Here is a 17963-nt window from a genome sequence, read left to right as displayed (position 1 = left end):
CCGAGGTGCGCCGCGTGAGCCGGGAACGCTTTCCCCGCTGGGTGTACGAGCGCGGCACCGAGCCGGACCCGCGGTTCTCGCTGGCCAACGAGCGCACCATCCTCGCGTGGATCCGCACGGCCCTCGGGCTCATCGCCGGAGGTACGGCGCTCGAGGCGCTCGACCTGCCGATGGAGCCGCGGCTGCGGCTGGCGTCCGCGATCGTGCTGCTGGTCGCCGGGGCCGCCGTCCCGGTGGTGGCCGCGATCGAGTGGGCGCGCACCGAGCGCGCGATGCGGGAGCACGGCCCGCTGCCCGGCGCGATCACCGGCTTCCTCCTCGTGGCCACGGTCAGCGTGGTCGGCGTCCTCGTCCTGCTCGCGCTCCTGCTGAGATGAGGCCGGCCACGTGACGGGGCAGAGGCGATGACCGACCAGCCGCTCGTCGGCCCGGACCGCGACCGCGGGCTCCAGGTGGAGCGCACCGCGCTGGCGTGGCGGCGCACCCTGCTGTCGTTCACGGCCGCTTGCCTGGTCGCGATCCAGGTGCTGCCGACCGTCGAGGGCTCCCGGGCGCTGGTGCTCGCCGCCGCCGTCGCCCTCGTCCTCACCCCGCCCCTGTGGTGGTTCGCCAAGAGCCACGCGCGGCACACGCACGCCCACCTGACGCACGACGAGCCGCGGCTGCGCCACGGCCGCCGCATCGCCGTCATCTGCGCCGGCACGTGCCTGCTGGGGCTGGCCGGCCTGGTGCTGGTCCTGGTCTTCTGAGCCCCTTTCCGGGCCTCCCCCTCTGCGCTTCCCTTCGAGAACGCCCTCGTGGACGAAACTCGGGCCAGTTTCGTCCACGAGGGTGTTCTCGAAGGGGAGCAGCGGGGCGTCCGTCAGGGGGTGACGATCGCGAAGTTCTTGTCGCCCGGGTCGAGCACCGCGGCGAGTCGCCCGAGCGCGGACGGATCGCCGGCGACCTCGATCCCGGCCGCGGCGAGCGCGTCCGGCGAACCGGCGGCGAGCGCCGGCAGCGACGCGCGGGTCGCCGTGATCGTCGCGTCCGCGTCGCCCTGCTGTGCCGCGGCGCTGTAGGTGAGGACGCCGTTGGCGAGCCGGAGCCGGTACCGCGTGCCTGAGTCGGTGAGCACGACGTCGATCGTCAGCTTCTCGCCCCACGCCTTCGGGCCGTTGACCTGGATGGCGATGGCGTCGAAGAGCATCTCGGGGGAGAGGTTGGCGACGACGTCGGGCGCGTTCGTCTCGGTCGGCGTGCCGAACTGGCCGTCGCGCAGCTCCATGGCGCCGGCGAGGTAGAAGTCGCGCCACGTGCCGTTCTCGGAGCCGTAGCCGAGCTGCTCGTACGTGTCGGCGAGCACCTCCCGCGCCGCGACGTGGTCGGGCTGGGCGAAGACGGCGTGGTTGGCCACCTCGGCCGCCCAGCGGAAGTCGCCGGCGTCGAAGGCGTCGCGGGCGGTCGACACCAGGGCGTCGACGCCGCCCGCGAGCTTCGCGTACCGCTTCGCCCGCTCCACCGGGGTGTGCTCCCACAGGTGGGCCGGGTTGCCGTCGAAGAAGCCGAGGTAGCGCTGGTAGATCGCGCGGACGTTGTGGCTCACGGAGCCGTAGTAGCCGCGGGTGTTCCAGGCGTTCTCGAGCGCCGGCGGGAGGGTGATCTCCTCGGCGATCTCCGGGCCGGTGAGGCCCTTGTTGAGCAGGCGCAGGGTCTGGTCGTGCAGGTAGGCGTAGATGTCGCGCTGGTCCTGCAGGAACTTCACGACGCGGTCGTGGCCCCAGGTAGGCCAGTGGTGGGAGGCGAAGACGACCTCGACGTCGCCGAAGAGGTCCACGGTCTCGGTGAGGTACTTGGACCAGGCGTGCGGGTCGCGCACGACGGCGCCGCGGAGGGTCAGCAGGTTGTGCAGCGTGTGGGTGGCGTCCTCGGCCGAGCAGAGCGCCTGGTGGTCGGGCAGGTAGATGAGCATCTCCGACGGCGCCTCGGTGCCGGGGGCCATCTGGAAGACGAAGCGGACGCCGTCGATGACCTCCTCGTGGCCGGTCGTGGAGATCGTGTGGGTCGGTGGGACGAACGTGACCTCGCCGGTGGAGATGGTCTGGCCGAGGCCGGCGCCGACGCCGCCCTGCGGGCCGCGGGCGAGGGCCGCGCCGTACATGTAGGCGGCGCGGCGGTTCATCGCGACACCCGCGTACACGTTCTCCGAGACCGCGTGCTCCACGAAGCCCTCGGGCGCGAAGATCTTCACCGCGCCGGAGTCGACCTCCTCCTGCGTGACGAACCCCTTGGTGCCGCCGAAGTGGTCGGCGTGCGAGTGCGTGTAGATGATCGCCTTGACCGGCCGGTCGCCCCGGTGCTCGCGGTACAGCGCGAGCGCGGCCTCCCCGGTCTCCTTGGTGAGCAGGGTGTCGATGACGATGACGCCCTCGTCGCCCTCGATGATCGACGTGTTCGACAGGTCCATGCCGCGCACCTGGTAGACGCCGGGCACGACCTCGAACAGTCCCTCGACCGCATTGAGCTGCGACTGGCGCCACAGGCTCGGGTTCACGGTGTCGGGCGCGTCGCCGGAGAGGAAGGCGTAGGTGTCGTTGTCCCAGACGACGGCGCCGGAGGCGTCGGTGACGGCGTTGGGCTGGCGTCGGGCGACGAGCCCGCGCGTCGCGTCCTCGAAGTCCTGCCGGTCCGAGAACGGCAGCGTGTTCAGGATCTCCTGCTGCTGGGCGACGATCGTGGGCGTGGCTGGCTTGGGCGTCGTAGGCATGGCGCCAGGCTGGCACTGCTCGCCCCCCACCGCACGGCGAGGGTTCAGCCCTCGGCCGAACCTGTTCCAGGGAGCACGTAGTGGGCACCCCGACGCTCACCGCGCAGCTCGAGATCTCCGGCGTCGACCATCGAGCGCAGCAGTGCTGTCGCGGCCGGGGGAGCGAGCGAGCAGAGCTCGGCAGTCGTGGCACGGGTGATCTTGCCGTGCGCGCGGACATAGGTGAGCACCATTTGTCGCAGCTGAATCCGGTCGAAGCCGCGGACCCGGACGTCGCTGGGGTCGGACTGCAGGGCCCGGTACGTCGCGGCCGAGAGGTGGTATCGGCGGCCGCGACCCGACCCGCGGGGTTCGACCAGCCCGGCTTCCACCATCCTCGTCAACGAGGCGCGAGCTTCGCCCTCGACCTTCTGCAGGAGCCGAGCCGCTTCGACCACGCTGAGATCGCCCTCGCGCCGCAGCTCGTGCAGCACCTGGAGGACGGAGAGCGCCATCGGGCTGCCCTGCGCCGACTCCTTCTCGAAGACGAACCTGGCCAGGGCGGCGTCGGCGTCGGACGTCGCGAACGACGCCACGACGGCGTCCGACGTGCTGCGGGAGTAGTCGGGGGCGTCGCGTCCGATCCGGAGCGTGCTCTCGAACATCCGGGGGATCCCTCGTCCCGTGCGCTCTACGAGACCGGCGCGCTTGAATGCGTCCGCCAGCGTCCGGCTGCGGGGACGACTGTGGTCGAGGAGGTTGTCCAGGCTGATGCCGCGAGGGAACGAGCCCGGGCTCGAGACGACGACGGCGTCATCGCCCACCTGGAGGCGCACGGCGCCCGTCATCGTGTAGTCGCGGTGCACGAGCGCGTTGGCGATCACCTCGCGCAGAGCGCGCTCGGGCACCCGCGGGAGGGCGAGGCGCACCAGTCCGGCGTCGACCTCCTCCTCTGTGTTGTAGGGGGAGAAGCGTGTGAAGAGCTCCTCGGCGGCTTTGAGCAGGGCGCCGACGATATGCTCGTTGACCTCGACGTCGGAGCCGCGCATCACCTGGAAGAACGTCTCGTGGGTTGGTGCGAAGCGTGCGAGCGCCGTCGCCGAGCCGAAGAGGAGTAGTGCCCCCATGAGCGGGGTCGGCTCGGCTCTTCCGGGATCGGTCACGCCCAGTGATCGCGCGATCTCGACGTCGGAGAGCGTGGCGAGGGTGCCGTCACCCGACTGACTGGCCGCGAGGCGTCGGAATCGGTCGAACTCGGTGGAGTCGAGATCCGCCCAGGTCGCGCCGGGTGCACGTAGCGTGGCGTAGTCGGACTCGCCGGCGCTCGTGGTCGTGCTCAACATCTCGTGCAGGGGGTAGGGGGTGCACTCGGGCATGCCGTCGTTCCGAAGAGCTCGCCGCGTGTACCGGCCCGTCTTGGTACCGACGGGCGTCGTGGCCTCGTCGACCTCGATCGCGACCACGCCCTTCTCCGCGATCGTGAGCAGAGACACGCGTGCGGGCAATGGCGGGATCGTCCCGTTGGCGATCGTGGCCTGGACCCGGAAGGGGTCCGTCCGCGTGCCGTGCCGTGGGCGAGCGCCCGTGACCGTCCCGTCGTCCTCGACGCCGAGGAACAGCACCCCACCGGACCCGTTGGCGAGACAGGCAACTGCCTCGATCAGCTCCTTGTCCGCATAGAGCTGCCGCTCCTCGCTCTTGAACTCGACGTCGAGCTTTTCGCCCTCCGCGACGAGGCGAGCCCCCCGCTCTGCATCCATGCAGACCAGTATGGGGAGTTATATAACTCTGAGCAAGAGGCCCTAGAAGTTATATAACTTCTATTTGGGGGACGCCCGCTTGCCGAGCTCCGCGGCGACGAGCAGCAGCACGGCGGTGAGCAGCAGCGACGCCACCATGACGGTCACGAGCACCACGGGGGTGCCGACGAAGCTGGTGCCGGCGATGAGCAGCGCCGCCGACAGGTTGCGCTGCGCCGACCCGAGGGACGTCACGACGCGCTGGGACCGCCCCGACCCGCCGAGCAGGTACCCGACGGCGAGGCACACGACGACGAACAGCAGGGTCGCGAGCAGCAGCCCGGTGCCGACCTGGTCCCAGATCTGCGGCAGGCCGACCAGCACCGCGGCGCCGATGCCGAGGGCGAGCGCCGTCGTCGACACCCGGTTGAGGACCGGTGCCAGCCTCGCGGCGTCGGGGTAGCGCGCTCGCACGACGAGCGCGACGGCGAGCGGCAGCAGCATGAGCAGCAGCAGCGGGCGGGCGATGTCCCAGGCGCTCACGGTGACGCCGTCGACCAGCAGCGGAAGCACCAGCGGCACGTAGCCGACGGTGACGACCATGAGCAGCACCATGAGGCCCACCGAGTAGGGCACCTCGCCGTGCGCCAGCTGCGCGAGCTTGGGCAGGAACGGCGCGCCCGCGGCGACGCCGAGCAGCAGCAGCCCGAGCGTCTGGTCGTCGCTCAGGCCGAACAGCGCCGCGATGCCCCACGCGGCGGCCGGCGCGACGACGAAGCTCGTCACCAGCCCGAGCAGCACCAGCTTCGCGTCCTTCAGCGGCGTGAGGATCTGCACCACCGTGAGCGACAGGCCGAGGGCGACCATCGACGTCACGACGAACGTGAGGACCGCGACCTGCGCGAGGGTGGTGAGGACGTCGGTCATGCGGGGTCCTTGTCGTCCGGGGCGTCGTCAGGGGCGGGCGGGGAGAGGGCGGCGCGTGCGGCCCGGCGGCGTTCCGCCAGGTCGTAGGCCCGGCGCAGGGAGGCGAGCACGCCGCCGGCGTCGCCGACGAGCGCGCCCTGCAGCCGCCCGGAGACGCCGCCCGTCTCGAAGCGTTGCCGCAGCTCGTCCGGCACCCCGCACACGACGACCTCGACGCCGTGGTCGTGCCAGCGGTCCAGCAGGCGGTCGAGAGACTTGAGGAACGTGGTCGACGGGATGCCGGCCGAGCCGCGCAGCGAGATCACCAGCCCGGCGTCGCGGGTGCTCGCGGTGTGGGGCCACTCCTCCTCGAGCCGGTTCACCTCGGCGAAGAACCCGGAGCCCACGTAGTGCAGCACCGTGGTGCGCCCGCTGGGCAGGTCGGCGGGCGGGTCGGCCACGGTGAAGTCGCCGCCGCCCTCGCCGTCGGGGGTGGGGACCAGCTCGACGATGCGGCCGCGCTTGGCGGACTGCACGGCGAACAGCACGATCGACAGGCCGGCTCCGAGGAAGATGGCCTGCTGCAGCGGCAGCTGGGTGGTGGCGACGAAGGTCACGACCATCGCCGCGGCGGACAGCCACGACGTGCGGACCACGAGCACGATGTCGGCCCACCGGCCCACGACCAGCTCGCCGCCGATGACGAGGAGCAGGCCGCCGATGACCGCCATCGGGATGGCGCCGGCCAGGGGCCCGAGGACGAGCACGAGCACGATGAGCCACACGCCGGCGAAGATGCCGGCCCAGCGCGTCTGCGCCCCGCCGCTGGTCGCGACGCCCGTGCGGGACAGCGAGCCGCCCGTCGGCAGCGCGCCGAAGAACCCGCCGGCGACGTTCGCGAGCCCCTGGGCCGTGAAGTCCTTGGAGACGTCGGTGCGCGTCCCGTCCGGGTTGGGCACGGCGGCCCCGATGCCCGCCGCCTGCGCGAGGGCGATGAGCGCGATGGCGAGCCCGCCGGACGTCAGCTCCGGCAGCGCACCGACGTCGGGCAGCGTCAGCGGCGGCAGGGAGCGGGGGATGGCGGCGATGTCGGAGACGGTCTCGACGCCGGCTCCCAGCAGCGTCACGACGACCGTGACGACGACCAGCGACACCAGCGTGGCCGTCTTGCGCAGCCGCGGGACCAGGCTGAGGGCCGCCCACGCGGCGACGGTCGCGCCGGCGACGGCGACCGTCGGTGCGTCCCACGCGCCGACGTGCACGATGGCCTCGACGAGCTTGCCCACCGTGTTGTGCGACTGCGGCTCGTAGCCGGTCGCGTCCTGCACCACGCCGGCGACGATCTGCACGGCGATGCCGGCGGTGAAGCCCGTCATGACCGCCGTCGAGACGAACGACATCACCGAGCCCAGCCTCAGCACGCCCAGCAGCACCATCCACAGCCCGACCATGAGCGTGAGCGCCGCGATCGAGCCGAGGTCGCCGGGGTCGAGCCCGGCGTCGGTGAGCACGCTCCTGGCGGACAGCGCGATGGCGCTGGTCAGCGTGGTGACCATGAGGACCGTGCGGGAGAAGATCGACCCGATCACCGTCGGGACGGCGCCGGACCACAGGCCCAGCGGGGCCGAGAACCCGCCCACCGTCGCGTACGCCATGCCCTCGGGGATGGAGAACAGGCCGGTGACGAAGCCGGAGACGACGTCGCGCGGGGTGGGCTTCGACTGGGGCACCTCAGCACCGTGCCGTACTCGCCCCGGCCCCGCGACCGGGACGGCCGGACCGACGGTGCCCGGGGCGGGGCAGGTGGGCAGGTCAGCGCCCGCGTCGACGCCAGTCGTCGGCGACGCGGGAGCACGCGTCGTGCTGGTCCGGGTCGACGACGAGCACGAGGTTCCCGGCGTGGTCGCTGTACTGCGCCTCGACGTTGACGCCCGCGCCGGCGAGCAGGGCGGCGACGGCGCCGAGCTGGCCCGGGGTCTCCTGGTCGAGCCGCAGCGTGACGACGTCGTGCAGCACGGCGGCCCCCAGACCGGCCCGCGTGGCGGCCTCGCGGGCCCCGGGGCCGTCGTCGACGAGGTAGTGCGCGACGGCGGTGGGGCCCGTGGCGAAGACGCCACCGCCCTCGAGGCTGATCCCCGCCTCGCCGAGAGCGCGCCCGAGGGCGGCCAGGGTGCCGGGGGTGTGGGCGAGGACGATCTCCAGGTCCTGCAGGTGCGTGGTGGTCATGCCGGGACGGTAGGGCGGGGACGGTTCGGCAGCGGCCGAACCGTCCCCGCCCTACGGTGGCCGCATGGGTGGACGCGCGGCCCGGCGCACGGGCAAGGACGTGAGCGGCAAGGACTTCACCGCCGTCGGGCGCGCCCTGGCGGCGCCGGCGCGCTCGACGATGCTGAACCTCCTGGTCGACGGGTCGAGCCGGCCCGCGAGCGAGCTCGCGCACGCCGCGGGGGTGCGCCCGTCGACCGCGAGCGAGCACCTCACCGCGCTCGCGGACGCCGGGCTCGTCGCGGTGGCACGGCGAGGCCGGCAACGGTTCTACCGGCTGGCCGACGTCGGGGTGGCCGACGCGCTCGAGACGCTGGGCCGGCTGTGCCCGCCGGCCCCGGTGGTGACCCTCCGGCAGTCGGCCGAGGCGGCGCGGCTCGCGCGCGCCCGCCTCTGCTACGACCACCTCGCCGGACGCCTCGGCGTGGCCCTCACCGAGGCGATGGCGGCGCGCGGCTGGCTGGGCGACGCGCTCGTGCTGACCGACGCCGGGCAGGCAGGGCTGTCCGGAGCGGGCGTCGACGTCGACGCGGCGCGGTCGAGCCGCCGGCCGACGACCCGGGCGTGCCCCGACTGGACCGAGCGCCGCGAGCACCTGGCCGGGGCGCTGGGTGCCGCCGTCGCGACCAGGTTCCTCGGTGCCGGGTGGGTGGCCCGGCGCAGCGGCACGCGCGGGCTGGTCGTGACCGACGGCGGGCAGGCCGCGCTCGCGGACCTCTGGGGCGTGGCCGCCGGCACCCTCGACGACGCGGCGGCCTGAGCAGGCCGCGCGCCGTCAGCAGTCCAGGTCCTCCCGGACGGCGGCGACCTCGTCCACGACGTCCTGCGCCTCCACCCGCAGCGTCGGCGCCGCCTCGGAGAGCGACGCCTGGTCGTCGACGTCGCCGAACGCGGTCACCAGGGCGTCCCAGGTGCGGTTGATCTCGTCCGTCCGGTCCTTCGCGACGTCGGAGATGCTGTCGCCCAGCGCCCGCTGCGCCTGGTCCGCCTGGTCGCGGGCCGCCTGGACCTCCTCGGGCGTCGCGTCCGCCCCGAGCGTGCGGGCGAGGTTCCCCAGGGCGTCCGTGTAGGCGTCGAGGTCCTCGCACGTCTGCGTGGTGCTGTCCCCGGCGGCGTCGGTGGAGTCGGCGCCGCAGCCCGCGAGGACCAGCGCCGCCGCGCCGAGCAGCGCGATACGCCGTGCCGTCGCCTGGCTCATGGTCGGCTCCTTCGCCGTGCGCTCTGACCTCGCCTTCTCCCACTCTCGTCGCGCCGGTCCCCGCTCGCGAGCCGGTGAGCGGGACTGAGCCGAGGCGTCCCAGAACTCGCGAAAGACCGTCCTGGGGCGGATCTCCCGTTTCGGCGCGCCAAGCCGGGTGATTTCTGACACCTTCGTAGGTGGTCCTTGCGCGCAAGGTCGCGCGCGGGCGGTTGTGCACCGATGTGTGGGAGGGCACTGATGGTGGAGGGGCGCAGGTCAGCGAGCCGGACGGCGCGGCACGGGAGGAGTCGGGACAGGCGGCGGTTCAGCCGCGGCTGGTCCGTGCTGGGCGCCGTGGCGCTCGCGCTGCCGATGCTGCTGGTGCCGGCGACGACGGCGTCGGCGGCGGAGTGGGGGATCAACAAGCAGGTCACCAGCGGCGAGGGCCCGTACGAGCCCGGGCAGCAGGTGCAGTACGCGATCCAGATCTCCTGCTCGGACCCGAACAACGACCCGTGCACCAACACGGTGATGACGGACGAGCTGCCGGACGAGCTCGTGCTCGTGGACGCGTCGGTGAGCAGCGGGAGCGGCGACGTCGTCGCGGACACCGAGACCAACACGGTGACGTACACCGCCGACGAGACGCCGAACGGCCAGCAGGCGCTGATCGTCGTGACGGCGACGGTGGACCCCGACCTGCCGTACAGCGCAGACGGCGTGCCGATCCCCAACACCGCCACCGTCGACGCGGACAACGCCGACCCGGAGTCCGACACGGTCGAGATCACCCCCGTCGTCGAGCTGAGCCTCGCCTCGGAGACCACCAAGACCATCGAGCCGGAGGGCGCGTTGGCCGCGCCCGGCACCGAGGCGACGATGACGCTCGGGGCGACCAACACCTCCAACACCCCTGTCGACACGCTCGTCGTGCAGGACCCGGTGGACCCGACGGCCGACCCGAACCCGTTCACCTACCTCGAGTACACGGGCACCGGCGACATCGAGATGCCGCCCAACGCTACGGACGTGACCGAGGAGTACTGGGACGGCGACTCGTGGGAGCCGCTCGACGACTCCGTGGACCCGGCCTCCGTGCAGGGCGTGCGCTACACCTTCAGCGGCGACATCCAGCAGGGTGCGACGGCGACGATCCCGGTCGAGGTGCAGCAGAGCGAGGCGGTCGAGGAGCTCGAGGACCCGACGACGGTCACCAACGAGGTCCAGTCGAACGTCACGCTGGGTGACGACGCGTCCGACCCGGTGACGGCGAGCGACACGTACGTCATCACGCCGCCGAACAACTCGGTCACGGCGTCGAAGAGCTTCGACCCGGGCGAGGTCAGCGCGGGCGCGCCCACGACGGTGACCCTGGGCGCCACCAACACCGGCACCCCGGTGACCTCGATGAGCATCACCGAGCCGGCGCCGGGCACCAACAACGTGTTCGAGGGCGACGACCCGATCACGTTCACCGGGTGGGGCACCGACGGTGCGGGCGCCGGCGTGGTGTGGCCCGACGGCGCGACCGGCGCCTCGGTGACGTTCGTCTGCGACGGCACGCCTGGTGAACCGATCCCGGCGTCGGCGCCGAACACGCTGCCCGACCCGCCGGCCGGCTGCAACGTCACCGGGTTCACCATCGAGTACACGGGCACCATCTCCAACGGCGCCGAGGCGACCGTCCCGTTCACGGCCGACACGGACCCCGACCAAGAGCCCGACAACGTCGACCACCCCAACCAGATCGAGGCCGACGTGCCGAGCGCCGACCCGGCGCTCGCGGACGACACCCTCACCACGTTGGTGGACCGGCTCGCGACCGACATCGAGAAGAACATCTCGCCGTCCACGATCCCGGCGGTGCCGGGGCAGAGCGTCGTGGTGCAGCTCCCGAGCGAGCTGGCGACGTTCGGGCCCGATGGTTCGACGACGGATGCGAACACGTTCGTGGTGCAGGACCCGACCGACCCGGCCAACCCCGACGAGTTCTGGCAGAACTTCGAGGCCACCGGCGTGCGCAGCACGGACGTGCCGGCCAACGCCACCCTGACGGTGAACTACTGGGACGGCGACTCGTGGGAGCCGGCGCCCGACTGCGGGCCGTTCGAGGGCCCGACCACGGCGAACTGCGACCTGCCCGCCGGCGCGGAGGGTGTGCAGTTCGTCTACACCTCCGACGACGGCTTCCCGCCCGGCACGGCCTTCCAGCCGAACTTCACGGCGGACTACACCGGCCCGACCGACCGCGACGACCCCATCGAGAACTGCGGACAGTCGTCGGCATCGGCCGACACGGTCGAGGAGACCGAGCCGGTCGTGGCCTGCGACACGGTCGACCCGTTCCCGGTGGACGGCGAGGGCCCGGGGGACTTCATCGACAAGACGATGCTCGGAGACCCTGCGACGGTGCGGGCACGTACGGACGACCAGGTGACCGGCCAGATCACGTGGTCCACGGGCGGCTTCTCGGGCGTGGACCCGATGGTCATCTCCGACATCACCGACCCGGCGGCCGTCCCGATCGAGGACTCGTTCTACGACGCGTTCAACCTGGTGCGCGTGGAGCCGATCGACAACACCGTGGACCCGCTCATCCAGTACGACCAGGTGGAGAGCGTCGAGCTGTTCATCGACGGCGCCTGGGTCGAGGCCTCGGACGACCCCTGCCCAGAGGCCTGTGACGGGACGTTCCCTGGCTACACGCTGACCGCCGAGGAGCAGGCGAGTGCGACGTCCGTGCGGCTCACCTACACCGAGTCGCCGTCACGTGCGGAGAACCCGACCGACCCGACCGCGCCGGTCCCCGGCGACGGGGTGGCCCGCTCCACGCAAGAGACCGGCCGCCACCTGGACCTCACGTGGCAGGTGCGGGACTACAAGCGGAGCGACCCGAGCCAGGCGGTGCTCGGTAACACCAGCGGCGTGGAGTACAACATCCCGGGCGATGCGGGGGTCGTGAACAACACCGTGCGTGGCACGGCCACGATCGACGGCGAGGACTTCGTGGAAGAGGACGCCGACGAGGCCACGATCCTCGACGTGCCGCTCAACGTCACCGTGGACAAGGAGTGGGCCGGCGGGCCGGTCTCGGTGCCGCCGGACGGCACGCCGCCCCAGTTCTACCCGAGCACCATCGCGACGATCACCGGCACCAACAACTCCGCCGCCAAGGTGGAGGAGCTGCGACTGGCCGACCCGACCGTCGAGGGCTCGGGTGATGTGGAGACGGCGGACGGCACGAAGCCGTTCGACGCATTCACCCTGACGGCGATCGACCTCACGCCGCCGGAGGGCACGGAGACCACTACGGTCACGCTGCACTACGACGACGACACCACGGCGACCTTCACCGAGGACGAGGCCGAGGCGCTCGCCGTGAGCGACCTGGACGACGTCGTCGGCGTCGAGGTGGCGTACGACGGCCTCGTCGCGCCGGGCGCGGCCGGCAGCATGGACCTCACGTTGCAGCTGCGGCAGTTCGACCGGTACTCGGACGCCCCGATCACGGTGGCCGACTACAGCCCGGTGCCGAACATGTCGGCCGCGACGATCGACGACCCGGGCGGCACCACGGAGGACGTCCGCCTCGACAACGACGACGCGACCATGGAGCTGCAGGACGCGGAGATCGCCCTCGAGGTGGGCAAGTCGTTCACCCCCGACACGATCGTCGAGCCGAACCACGGCAACCCGGGGGACACCCCCGTGGTCATGACGCTCACCGGCCAGCCGCAGGGCCCGTCGCGCAGCGTCGAGATGGTGCTCACGGACGACGACCCGCAGTTCTGGAACCAGTACGACTTCGTCGGGTTCGACCCGAGCGCCGACCTGGCCCGCCCCATCCAGCAGGTGCAGGTGGATGCCTTCACCGGCGGCACCTTCACCGGTGAGCCCGGGTCGGAGGACCCGGTCACCGTGACGGGCGGTGACTGGGTCACCGGCACGCCGTCGGACACGTTCACGCTGCCGGACGGCGTGGCGCCGGAGGACGTGCAGGGCCTGCGGTTCACCTTCACGCGCACGGACGGGTCGATCTGGGAGAACCCGGCGACCCCGACGCAGGAGGTGCCGATCCAGATCCTGCGCCGCGACGAGATGCGCTCCGGCGGCCCGGTGCTCCCGGACCTCGCCGCGAACCCGCCCGGCCCTGGCGAGACCGACCCCGGCGTGGCGAGCAACTCCGTCCAGGGCAGCACGACGGGTGCCGACCTGGTCACCGACCCGGACACGGGGGAGCTCGTGCCGGTGTCGGCGACCGACGAGGCCGAGTCGTCGATCCTGTACCAGCACGCGACCAACGGGGTGATGATCGAGAAGGACTTCGACGGCGTCCCCACGGGCGGCACCGAGGCGCCCGAGGCGACGTTCCCCATGAACATCACGTTCACGAACACGGGCGACCGGCCGATCGTGGACCCCGTGGTGACGGACGACCCGATGCCGTTCGACGACGAGGGCGCGCAGCTGCGGATCGCCGAGGGTGAGGACGAACCGTTCAGCTACTCCCTGGGCGGCGTCTCGGACCCCGACACCAGCACCCCCGACCTGCCGACCGACGCCGCTCAGGTGACCGTCGACCAGCAGGGCGACATCGACAGCCTCGGGTTCAGCTTCCCCGAGGGCTCGGTGCTCGAGGTCGGGCAGAGCTACACCATCACCGTGATGGTGCAGTTCCGGCTCGGCCTGCCGCCGCAGACCCCGGTGGAGAACACCGCCGGTGTCACGGGCGACCGGCCCTGGGACGAGTGTGCGCAGCGGCTCAACGAGGAGACCGGCGCCTGCGAGGCGGACGCCGACGTCACCCCGACCGGCTCGGCGGCACTCCAGCAGCAGAAGCTCGTCAAGGCGACCGACGACGACGAGCTCGACGTCATGCTCGACCCGGCCTACCCGGACCAGAGCTTCGAGTGCACACCCAACGGGGCCGGCTTCTACGCGTACCCGTGCACCCCGGTCATCGCTCCGGGCCACAACGAGACGTGGCAGGTCGGCGTGGAGAACGTCGGCAACCTCCCGATGGACACGCTGGTGCTGTACGACCGGCTGCCGACCCCGGGCGACACGGGCTCGTACGCGGGCGCCGATCGCGGGTCCGAGTGGGCGCCGATCCTCACCAACGACCCGCCGCCGGAGTTCGTCAACCTCCCCCCCGGCGCCGAGGGCACGTTCTACTACTCGACCACGCAGGACTACTGCATGGGCGACATCGAAGACCCGATCACCATGCCGTGCCCGACCGGCGACCCGGAGACCGGGTGGGTCGAGCTGACCGGAGACGAGTCGGAAGAGGTCTACCAGCAGATCACCGCGTTGAAGGTGGTCGTGACCTTTCCCGAGGACGACCTGTTCGAGCCGGGCGACTCCATCGCGCTGGAGGGCACGACGACCACCCCGCCGGCGGCGCCGGAGGCCGGCGACCGGTCGATCGCATGGAACTCCGCGGCCGCCGGCGGCGTCGTCGTCACCCAGCAGGCGGGCCGGCAGAACAACCTGCCCACCGAGGGCGTCAAGGTCGGGGTCGCGACGGCGACCGGACCGCTCGAGGTGAACAAGTTCGTCACGGGCGACGGGGCCGACCAGTACGCACCGGACTCGTTCGAGGTCCAGGTGGAGTGCACGTCGGCCGTGGGGACGTGGGTGGAGACCGATCTCGACCCGGTCACGATCACCGTCAGTCCGGACGAACCCGTGACCGTGCCGAACCTCCCGTACGGGGCCGAGTGCACCCTGACCGAGGACGCGGCCGTGAACGGGCAGACGGACTTCACCGTCACCCCGGAGTCGGTCACGATCGGCGACGAGACGGCCCCCGCGCAGATCGCGATCACGAACGAGTACGACCTGGCGAGCCTGGAGCTGTCCAAGGACGTCGTGAGCGACGCCGTCGACCAGGACGGCAACCCGATCTCCTACGGCCCGTTCGAGGCCGCGGTGGAGTGCACGTTCCTCGGCGAGGAGGTGTTCGCCGAGGGATACGACGCGGACACCCCGATGGTCGTGGAGCTTGACGCCGACGGCACGCCCGTGACCCTCGAGGGGCTCCCGGTCAACGCCGAGTGCACGGTCACCGAGACGGACACCGCGGGAGCGGCGTCGACATCGATGACCGTGACGCAGCCGGGGGAGGACCCGGTCACCACCGACGGCACATCCGCCGACGTTGTCATCGTCCCCGACGACGAGGGCACGGCCGGCACGCAGGTCGGCGTGACCAACACCTTCGGCGACGGCGCGATCCACCTCACCAAGGTGGTGGAAGGCGAGGGTGCACCCGAGTATGGCGACGGGCCGTTCACGTTCGACATCGTCTGCACGCTGGACGACACGGGCGGCGAGCCGCGCACCGTGTACGAGGACTCGGTGAGCCTGGGCGGCGACGACCCGCTGGAGCTCACGATCGAGAACCTGCCCGCGGGGGCCGAGTGCGACATCACCGAGACGGACGACGGTGGCGCGACCGACACCGTCGTCACGCCGAACCCGGTCACGGTGGGCGCCGGTGAGACCGCGGAGGTCACCGCCACCAACACCTTCGACGTCGGCGGGATCGTGGTCGACAAGGTCGTGGACGGGGCCGGCGCCGACCTGTACGGGGACGGCCCGTTCGAGGTCACCCTGGAGTGCACGTACCAGGGTGAGCCGGTCGAGATCGACCCGGCGACGCAGACGCTCGTCGGAGGGGAGTCGGTCAGCTACGACGGGATCCCCGTCGGCGCGGAGTGCGTCGTGACGGAGACGGAAGACGGGGGAGCCACCTCGTCGACGGTCTCCACCACCGTGGAGGGTGGTGACCCGGGCGAGGTCGTGGTGCCTCCCGCGGGTGATGACCCGGCCGAGATCACCGTGACCAACACGTTCGACGTCGGCGAGGTCGTGGTCGACAAGATGGTGGACGGTGACGGCGCGCAGTACGGCACCGGCCCGTTCGAGGTCACCCTGGAGTGCACGTACCAGGGCGAGGCCATCGAGATCCCGGGCGGTGCGACGCGCGAGATCACCCCGGGGGAGCCGGTGACATACGGCGACCTGCCGGTCGGCGCGGACTGCGTCGTCACGGAGCCGACGACGGGCGGGGCCACCGAGGTCACGATCTCGTCCGTCGACGACGGTGCGCCGGGCGAGGTCACGATCGGCGACGACCCGACCGAGGTCACGGTCACGAACACGTTCGACCTGGCGTCGCTGCAGGTGACCAAGGACCTGGCCGGCCTGGGCGCGCTGTACGGGCCCGGGCCGTTCGAGGTCGAGCTCTCCTGCACCTTCGAGAGCGAGACGATCGCCATCCCGGGCGGCGAGCTGCGCACCATCAACGGTGGCCAGACGATCACCTACGACGACCTGCCGGTCGGCGCGGTGTGCGCCGTGACCGAGACCCAGGACTTCGGGGCCACCTCGGTCGAGATGGACCCGGTGGGCGAGGGCGACCCCGCCACCAGCGGTGACGTCACCGTCGGCGGCGCCGACGAGGACCCGGTCGTCATCACCGTGACGAACACGTTCGAGACCAGCCCGCTGGTGGTGCGCAAGGTGGTGGACGGCGAGGCGGCCGAGTTCGCCCCGCCGATGCCGGACCTGCCGGCGCCCCCGGAGATCCCGGACCCGCTGCCCACCGACCCGGACGAGATCCAGGAGCTGGTCGACGAGTACCAGCAGTTCTTCGCGGACATCCCGTTCGACGAGTTCCCGTACCAGGCGTCGATCTCCTGCGTCGACGACCAAGGTGTCCCGGTCGAGACGATTCCCGGCGGTGACACCCGTCGGTTCGGGCCAGGCTTCCCGGCGCTCTACTTCGGGCTCCAGGACGGGGACACGTGCACGGTCACGGAGACCGGCACCGGGGGCGCGACGTCGGTCTCGTATCTGGTGCCGCCGGACGAGGAGCCGCAGTCGGAGCCGGTGACGGTACCGGTCGACGGGGCCGACCTGGCCGATCCGGTCGAGGTCGTCGTCACCAACATCTACGACGTCGGTGAGTTCACCGTCGAGAAGGTCGTGGACGGTGAGGGCGCCCAGTACGGCACCGGCCCGTTCGAGGTGACGGCCGAGTGCACGTTCGAGGGCAACGCGATCGAGGTGCCGGACGGCGCCACCCGCACGGTGGCTCCGGACGAGCCCGCGGTCTACGCCGGGCTCCCGGTGGGAGCGGACTGCGTCGTCACCGAGACCGAGGACGGCGGCGCGACGTCCACGACAGTGTCGACCGCCGTGGACGGCGGCGGACCGGGTGAGGTCGTGGTGCCGCCGTCCGACGGCGAGCAGGTGACGCTCACCGCGACCAACACCTTCGACCTGGGCGAGCTCACGGTCGACAAGGTCGTGGTCGGCGACGGTGCGGAGCTGTACGGCGACGGGCCGTTCGAGGTCTCCCTCGAGTGCACGTTCGAGGGGGAGCCGGTCGAGATCCCCGGCGGGGCCGTGCGGGAGATCACCCCCGGCGAGCCGGTGACGTACACGGAGCTGCCGGTCGGCGCCGACTGCGTCGTGACCGAGACGGACGTCGCGGGCGCGACGTCGTCCACGGTCTCCACGACCGTGGAGGACGGGGAGCCGGGCCAGGTCGTGGTGCCTGGCACGGACGGCGACCCGGTGACCGTGACGGTGACGAACACGTTCGACGTCGGGTCGATCGCGGTGGACAAGGTGGTCGAGTTCGAGGGCGACTCGTACGACGTCGGGCCGTTCGAGGTCGCGCTCGAGTGCACGTTCCAGGGCGAGTCGATCGAGATCCCCGACGGAGCGGCGCGCGAGCTCACCCCGGGCGACCCGGTCACCTACGACGGGCTGCCGGTCGGCGCGGACTGTGTCGTCACGGAGACCGACGACGGCGGGGCGGCCGCTTCGACCGTCTCCAGCGTCGACGGCGGCGACCCGGGCGCGGTGACGGTCGCGGCCGACCCGGCGTCGGTCACTGTGACCAACACGTTCGGCCCGCCGCCCCCGCCCGCGGACGGCGGCGACGACGGCGGGAACGGTGGCGCCACCGGTGGTGACGACAGCGGCCTGCCGGGCTGGCTGCCGCGCACGGGTGCGGACTTCATCAAGCTGCTGGGCCTGGTCGTCCTGCTGACGGCGGCGGGTGTGGTGCTCGTGAACGTGCGACGGCGCGGGGTGCACTGACGCGGAAGGAGACCAGCGTCACCTAGGC

At 71.9% G+C, this 17963-nt stretch carries 10 protein-coding genes; 4 read left to right on the top strand and 6 right to left on the bottom strand.

The window, feature by feature from the left end:
• Positions 1-14 precede the first annotated feature (14 nt).
• Positions 15-377: a YidH family protein gene (locus IEW03_RS16465; protein WP_229738364.1), complete on the top strand. Its 363-nt coding sequence runs from the start codon at positions 15-17 to the stop codon at positions 375-377.
• Positions 378-404: 27 nt separating this feature from the next.
• A complete protein-coding gene (locus tag IEW03_RS16460; RefSeq protein WP_188524787.1) occupies positions 405-749 on the top strand; it encodes a DUF202 domain-containing protein in 345 nt (114 codons plus the stop codon).
• A 113-nt stretch (positions 750-862) separates the two neighbouring features.
• On the opposite strand, the gene IEW03_RS16455 is transcribed toward IEW03_RS16460, so the two are convergent.
• From IEW03_RS16455 to IEW03_RS16435, 5 genes are all read right to left on the bottom strand, one after another.
• A complete protein-coding gene (locus IEW03_RS16455; protein WP_188524786.1) occupies positions 863-2746 on the bottom strand; it encodes an alkyl/aryl-sulfatase in 1884 nt (627 codons plus the stop codon).
• Between the two features lie 44 nt (positions 2747-2790).
• The gene (locus IEW03_RS16450; protein WP_188524785.1) at positions 2791-4485 is read right to left on the bottom strand and encodes an RNA-binding domain-containing protein; all 1695 of its coding nucleotides are present in this window, start codon (positions 4483-4485) and stop codon (positions 2791-2793) included.
• A gap of 60 nt (positions 4486-4545) precedes the next feature.
• A complete protein-coding gene (locus IEW03_RS16445; RefSeq protein WP_188524784.1) occupies positions 4546-5391 on the bottom strand; it encodes a bile acid:sodium symporter family protein in 846 nt (281 codons plus the stop codon).
• Positions 5388-7100, bottom strand: coding sequence for a SulP family inorganic anion transporter (locus IEW03_RS16440; protein ID WP_188524783.1), 1713 nt, complete (start codon positions 7098-7100; stop codon positions 5388-5390). Before IEW03_RS16440 ends, IEW03_RS16445 begins: the two co-directional genes overlap by 4 nt.
• Positions 7101-7182: 82 nt before the next feature.
• Positions 7183-7596, bottom strand: a complete 414-nt coding sequence (locus IEW03_RS16435) for an ACT domain-containing protein (protein ID WP_229738363.1) — start codon at positions 7594-7596, stop codon at positions 7183-7185.
• A 64-nt stretch (positions 7597-7660) separates the two neighbouring features.
• On the opposite strand from IEW03_RS16435, the gene IEW03_RS16430 reads away from it, so the two are divergent.
• The gene (locus IEW03_RS16430; protein ID WP_188524782.1) at positions 7661-8395 is read left to right on the top strand and encodes an ArsR/SmtB family transcription factor; all 735 of its coding nucleotides are present in this window, start codon (positions 7661-7663) and stop codon (positions 8393-8395) included.
• 15 nt (positions 8396-8410) lie between these two features.
• Here IEW03_RS16430 and IEW03_RS16425 read toward each other — a convergent pair whose 3' ends face one another.
• On the bottom strand, positions 8411-8833 hold the full coding sequence (locus tag IEW03_RS16425; RefSeq protein WP_188524781.1) for a hypothetical protein: 423 nt from the start codon (positions 8831-8833) through the stop codon (positions 8411-8413).
• 324 nt (positions 8834-9157) lie between these two features.
• Between IEW03_RS16425 and IEW03_RS16420 the strand changes: the two genes are divergently transcribed.
• On the top strand, positions 9158-17935 hold the full coding sequence (locus tag IEW03_RS16420; RefSeq protein ID WP_188524780.1) for a DUF5979 domain-containing protein: 8778 nt from the start codon (positions 9158-9160) through the stop codon (positions 17933-17935).
• Positions 17936-17963: the final 28 nt, after the last annotated feature.

Origin of the sequence: Isoptericola cucumis, from assembly GCF_014635665.1 — a bacterium.
In the GTDB taxonomy this organism is placed as follows: domain Bacteria; phylum Actinomycetota; class Actinomycetes; order Actinomycetales; family Cellulomonadaceae; genus Isoptericola; species Isoptericola cucumis.
Note: the sequence above shows the minus strand (reverse complement) of the source record. Positions and strands in the feature narration are given on the sequence as shown.

Bases quoted from the DNA above. Each gene is read 5' to 3' on its own strand.
- IEW03_RS16460 (WP_188524787.1), top strand. From the start codon at position 405: ATGACCGACCAGCCGCTCGTCGGCCCGGACCGCGACCGCGGGCTCCAG.
- IEW03_RS16455 (WP_188524786.1), bottom strand. From the start codon at position 2,746: ATGCCTACGACGCCCAAGCCAGCCACGCCCACGATCGTCGCCCAGCAG.
- IEW03_RS16450 (WP_188524785.1), bottom strand. From the start codon at position 4,485: ATGGATGCAGAGCGGGGGGCTCGCCTCGTCGCGGAGGGCGAAAAGCTC.
- IEW03_RS16445 (WP_188524784.1), bottom strand. From the start codon at position 5,391: ATGACCGACGTCCTCACCACCCTCGCGCAGGTCGCGGTCCTCACGTTC.
- IEW03_RS16435 (WP_229738363.1), bottom strand. From the start codon at position 7,596: ATGACCACCACGCACCTGCAGGACCTGGAGATCGTCCTCGCCCACACC.
- IEW03_RS16430 (WP_188524782.1), top strand. From the start codon at position 7,661: ATGGGTGGACGCGCGGCCCGGCGCACGGGCAAGGACGTGAGCGGCAAG.
- IEW03_RS16425 (WP_188524781.1), bottom strand. From the start codon at position 8,833: ATGAGCCAGGCGACGGCACGGCGTATCGCGCTGCTCGGCGCGGCGGCG.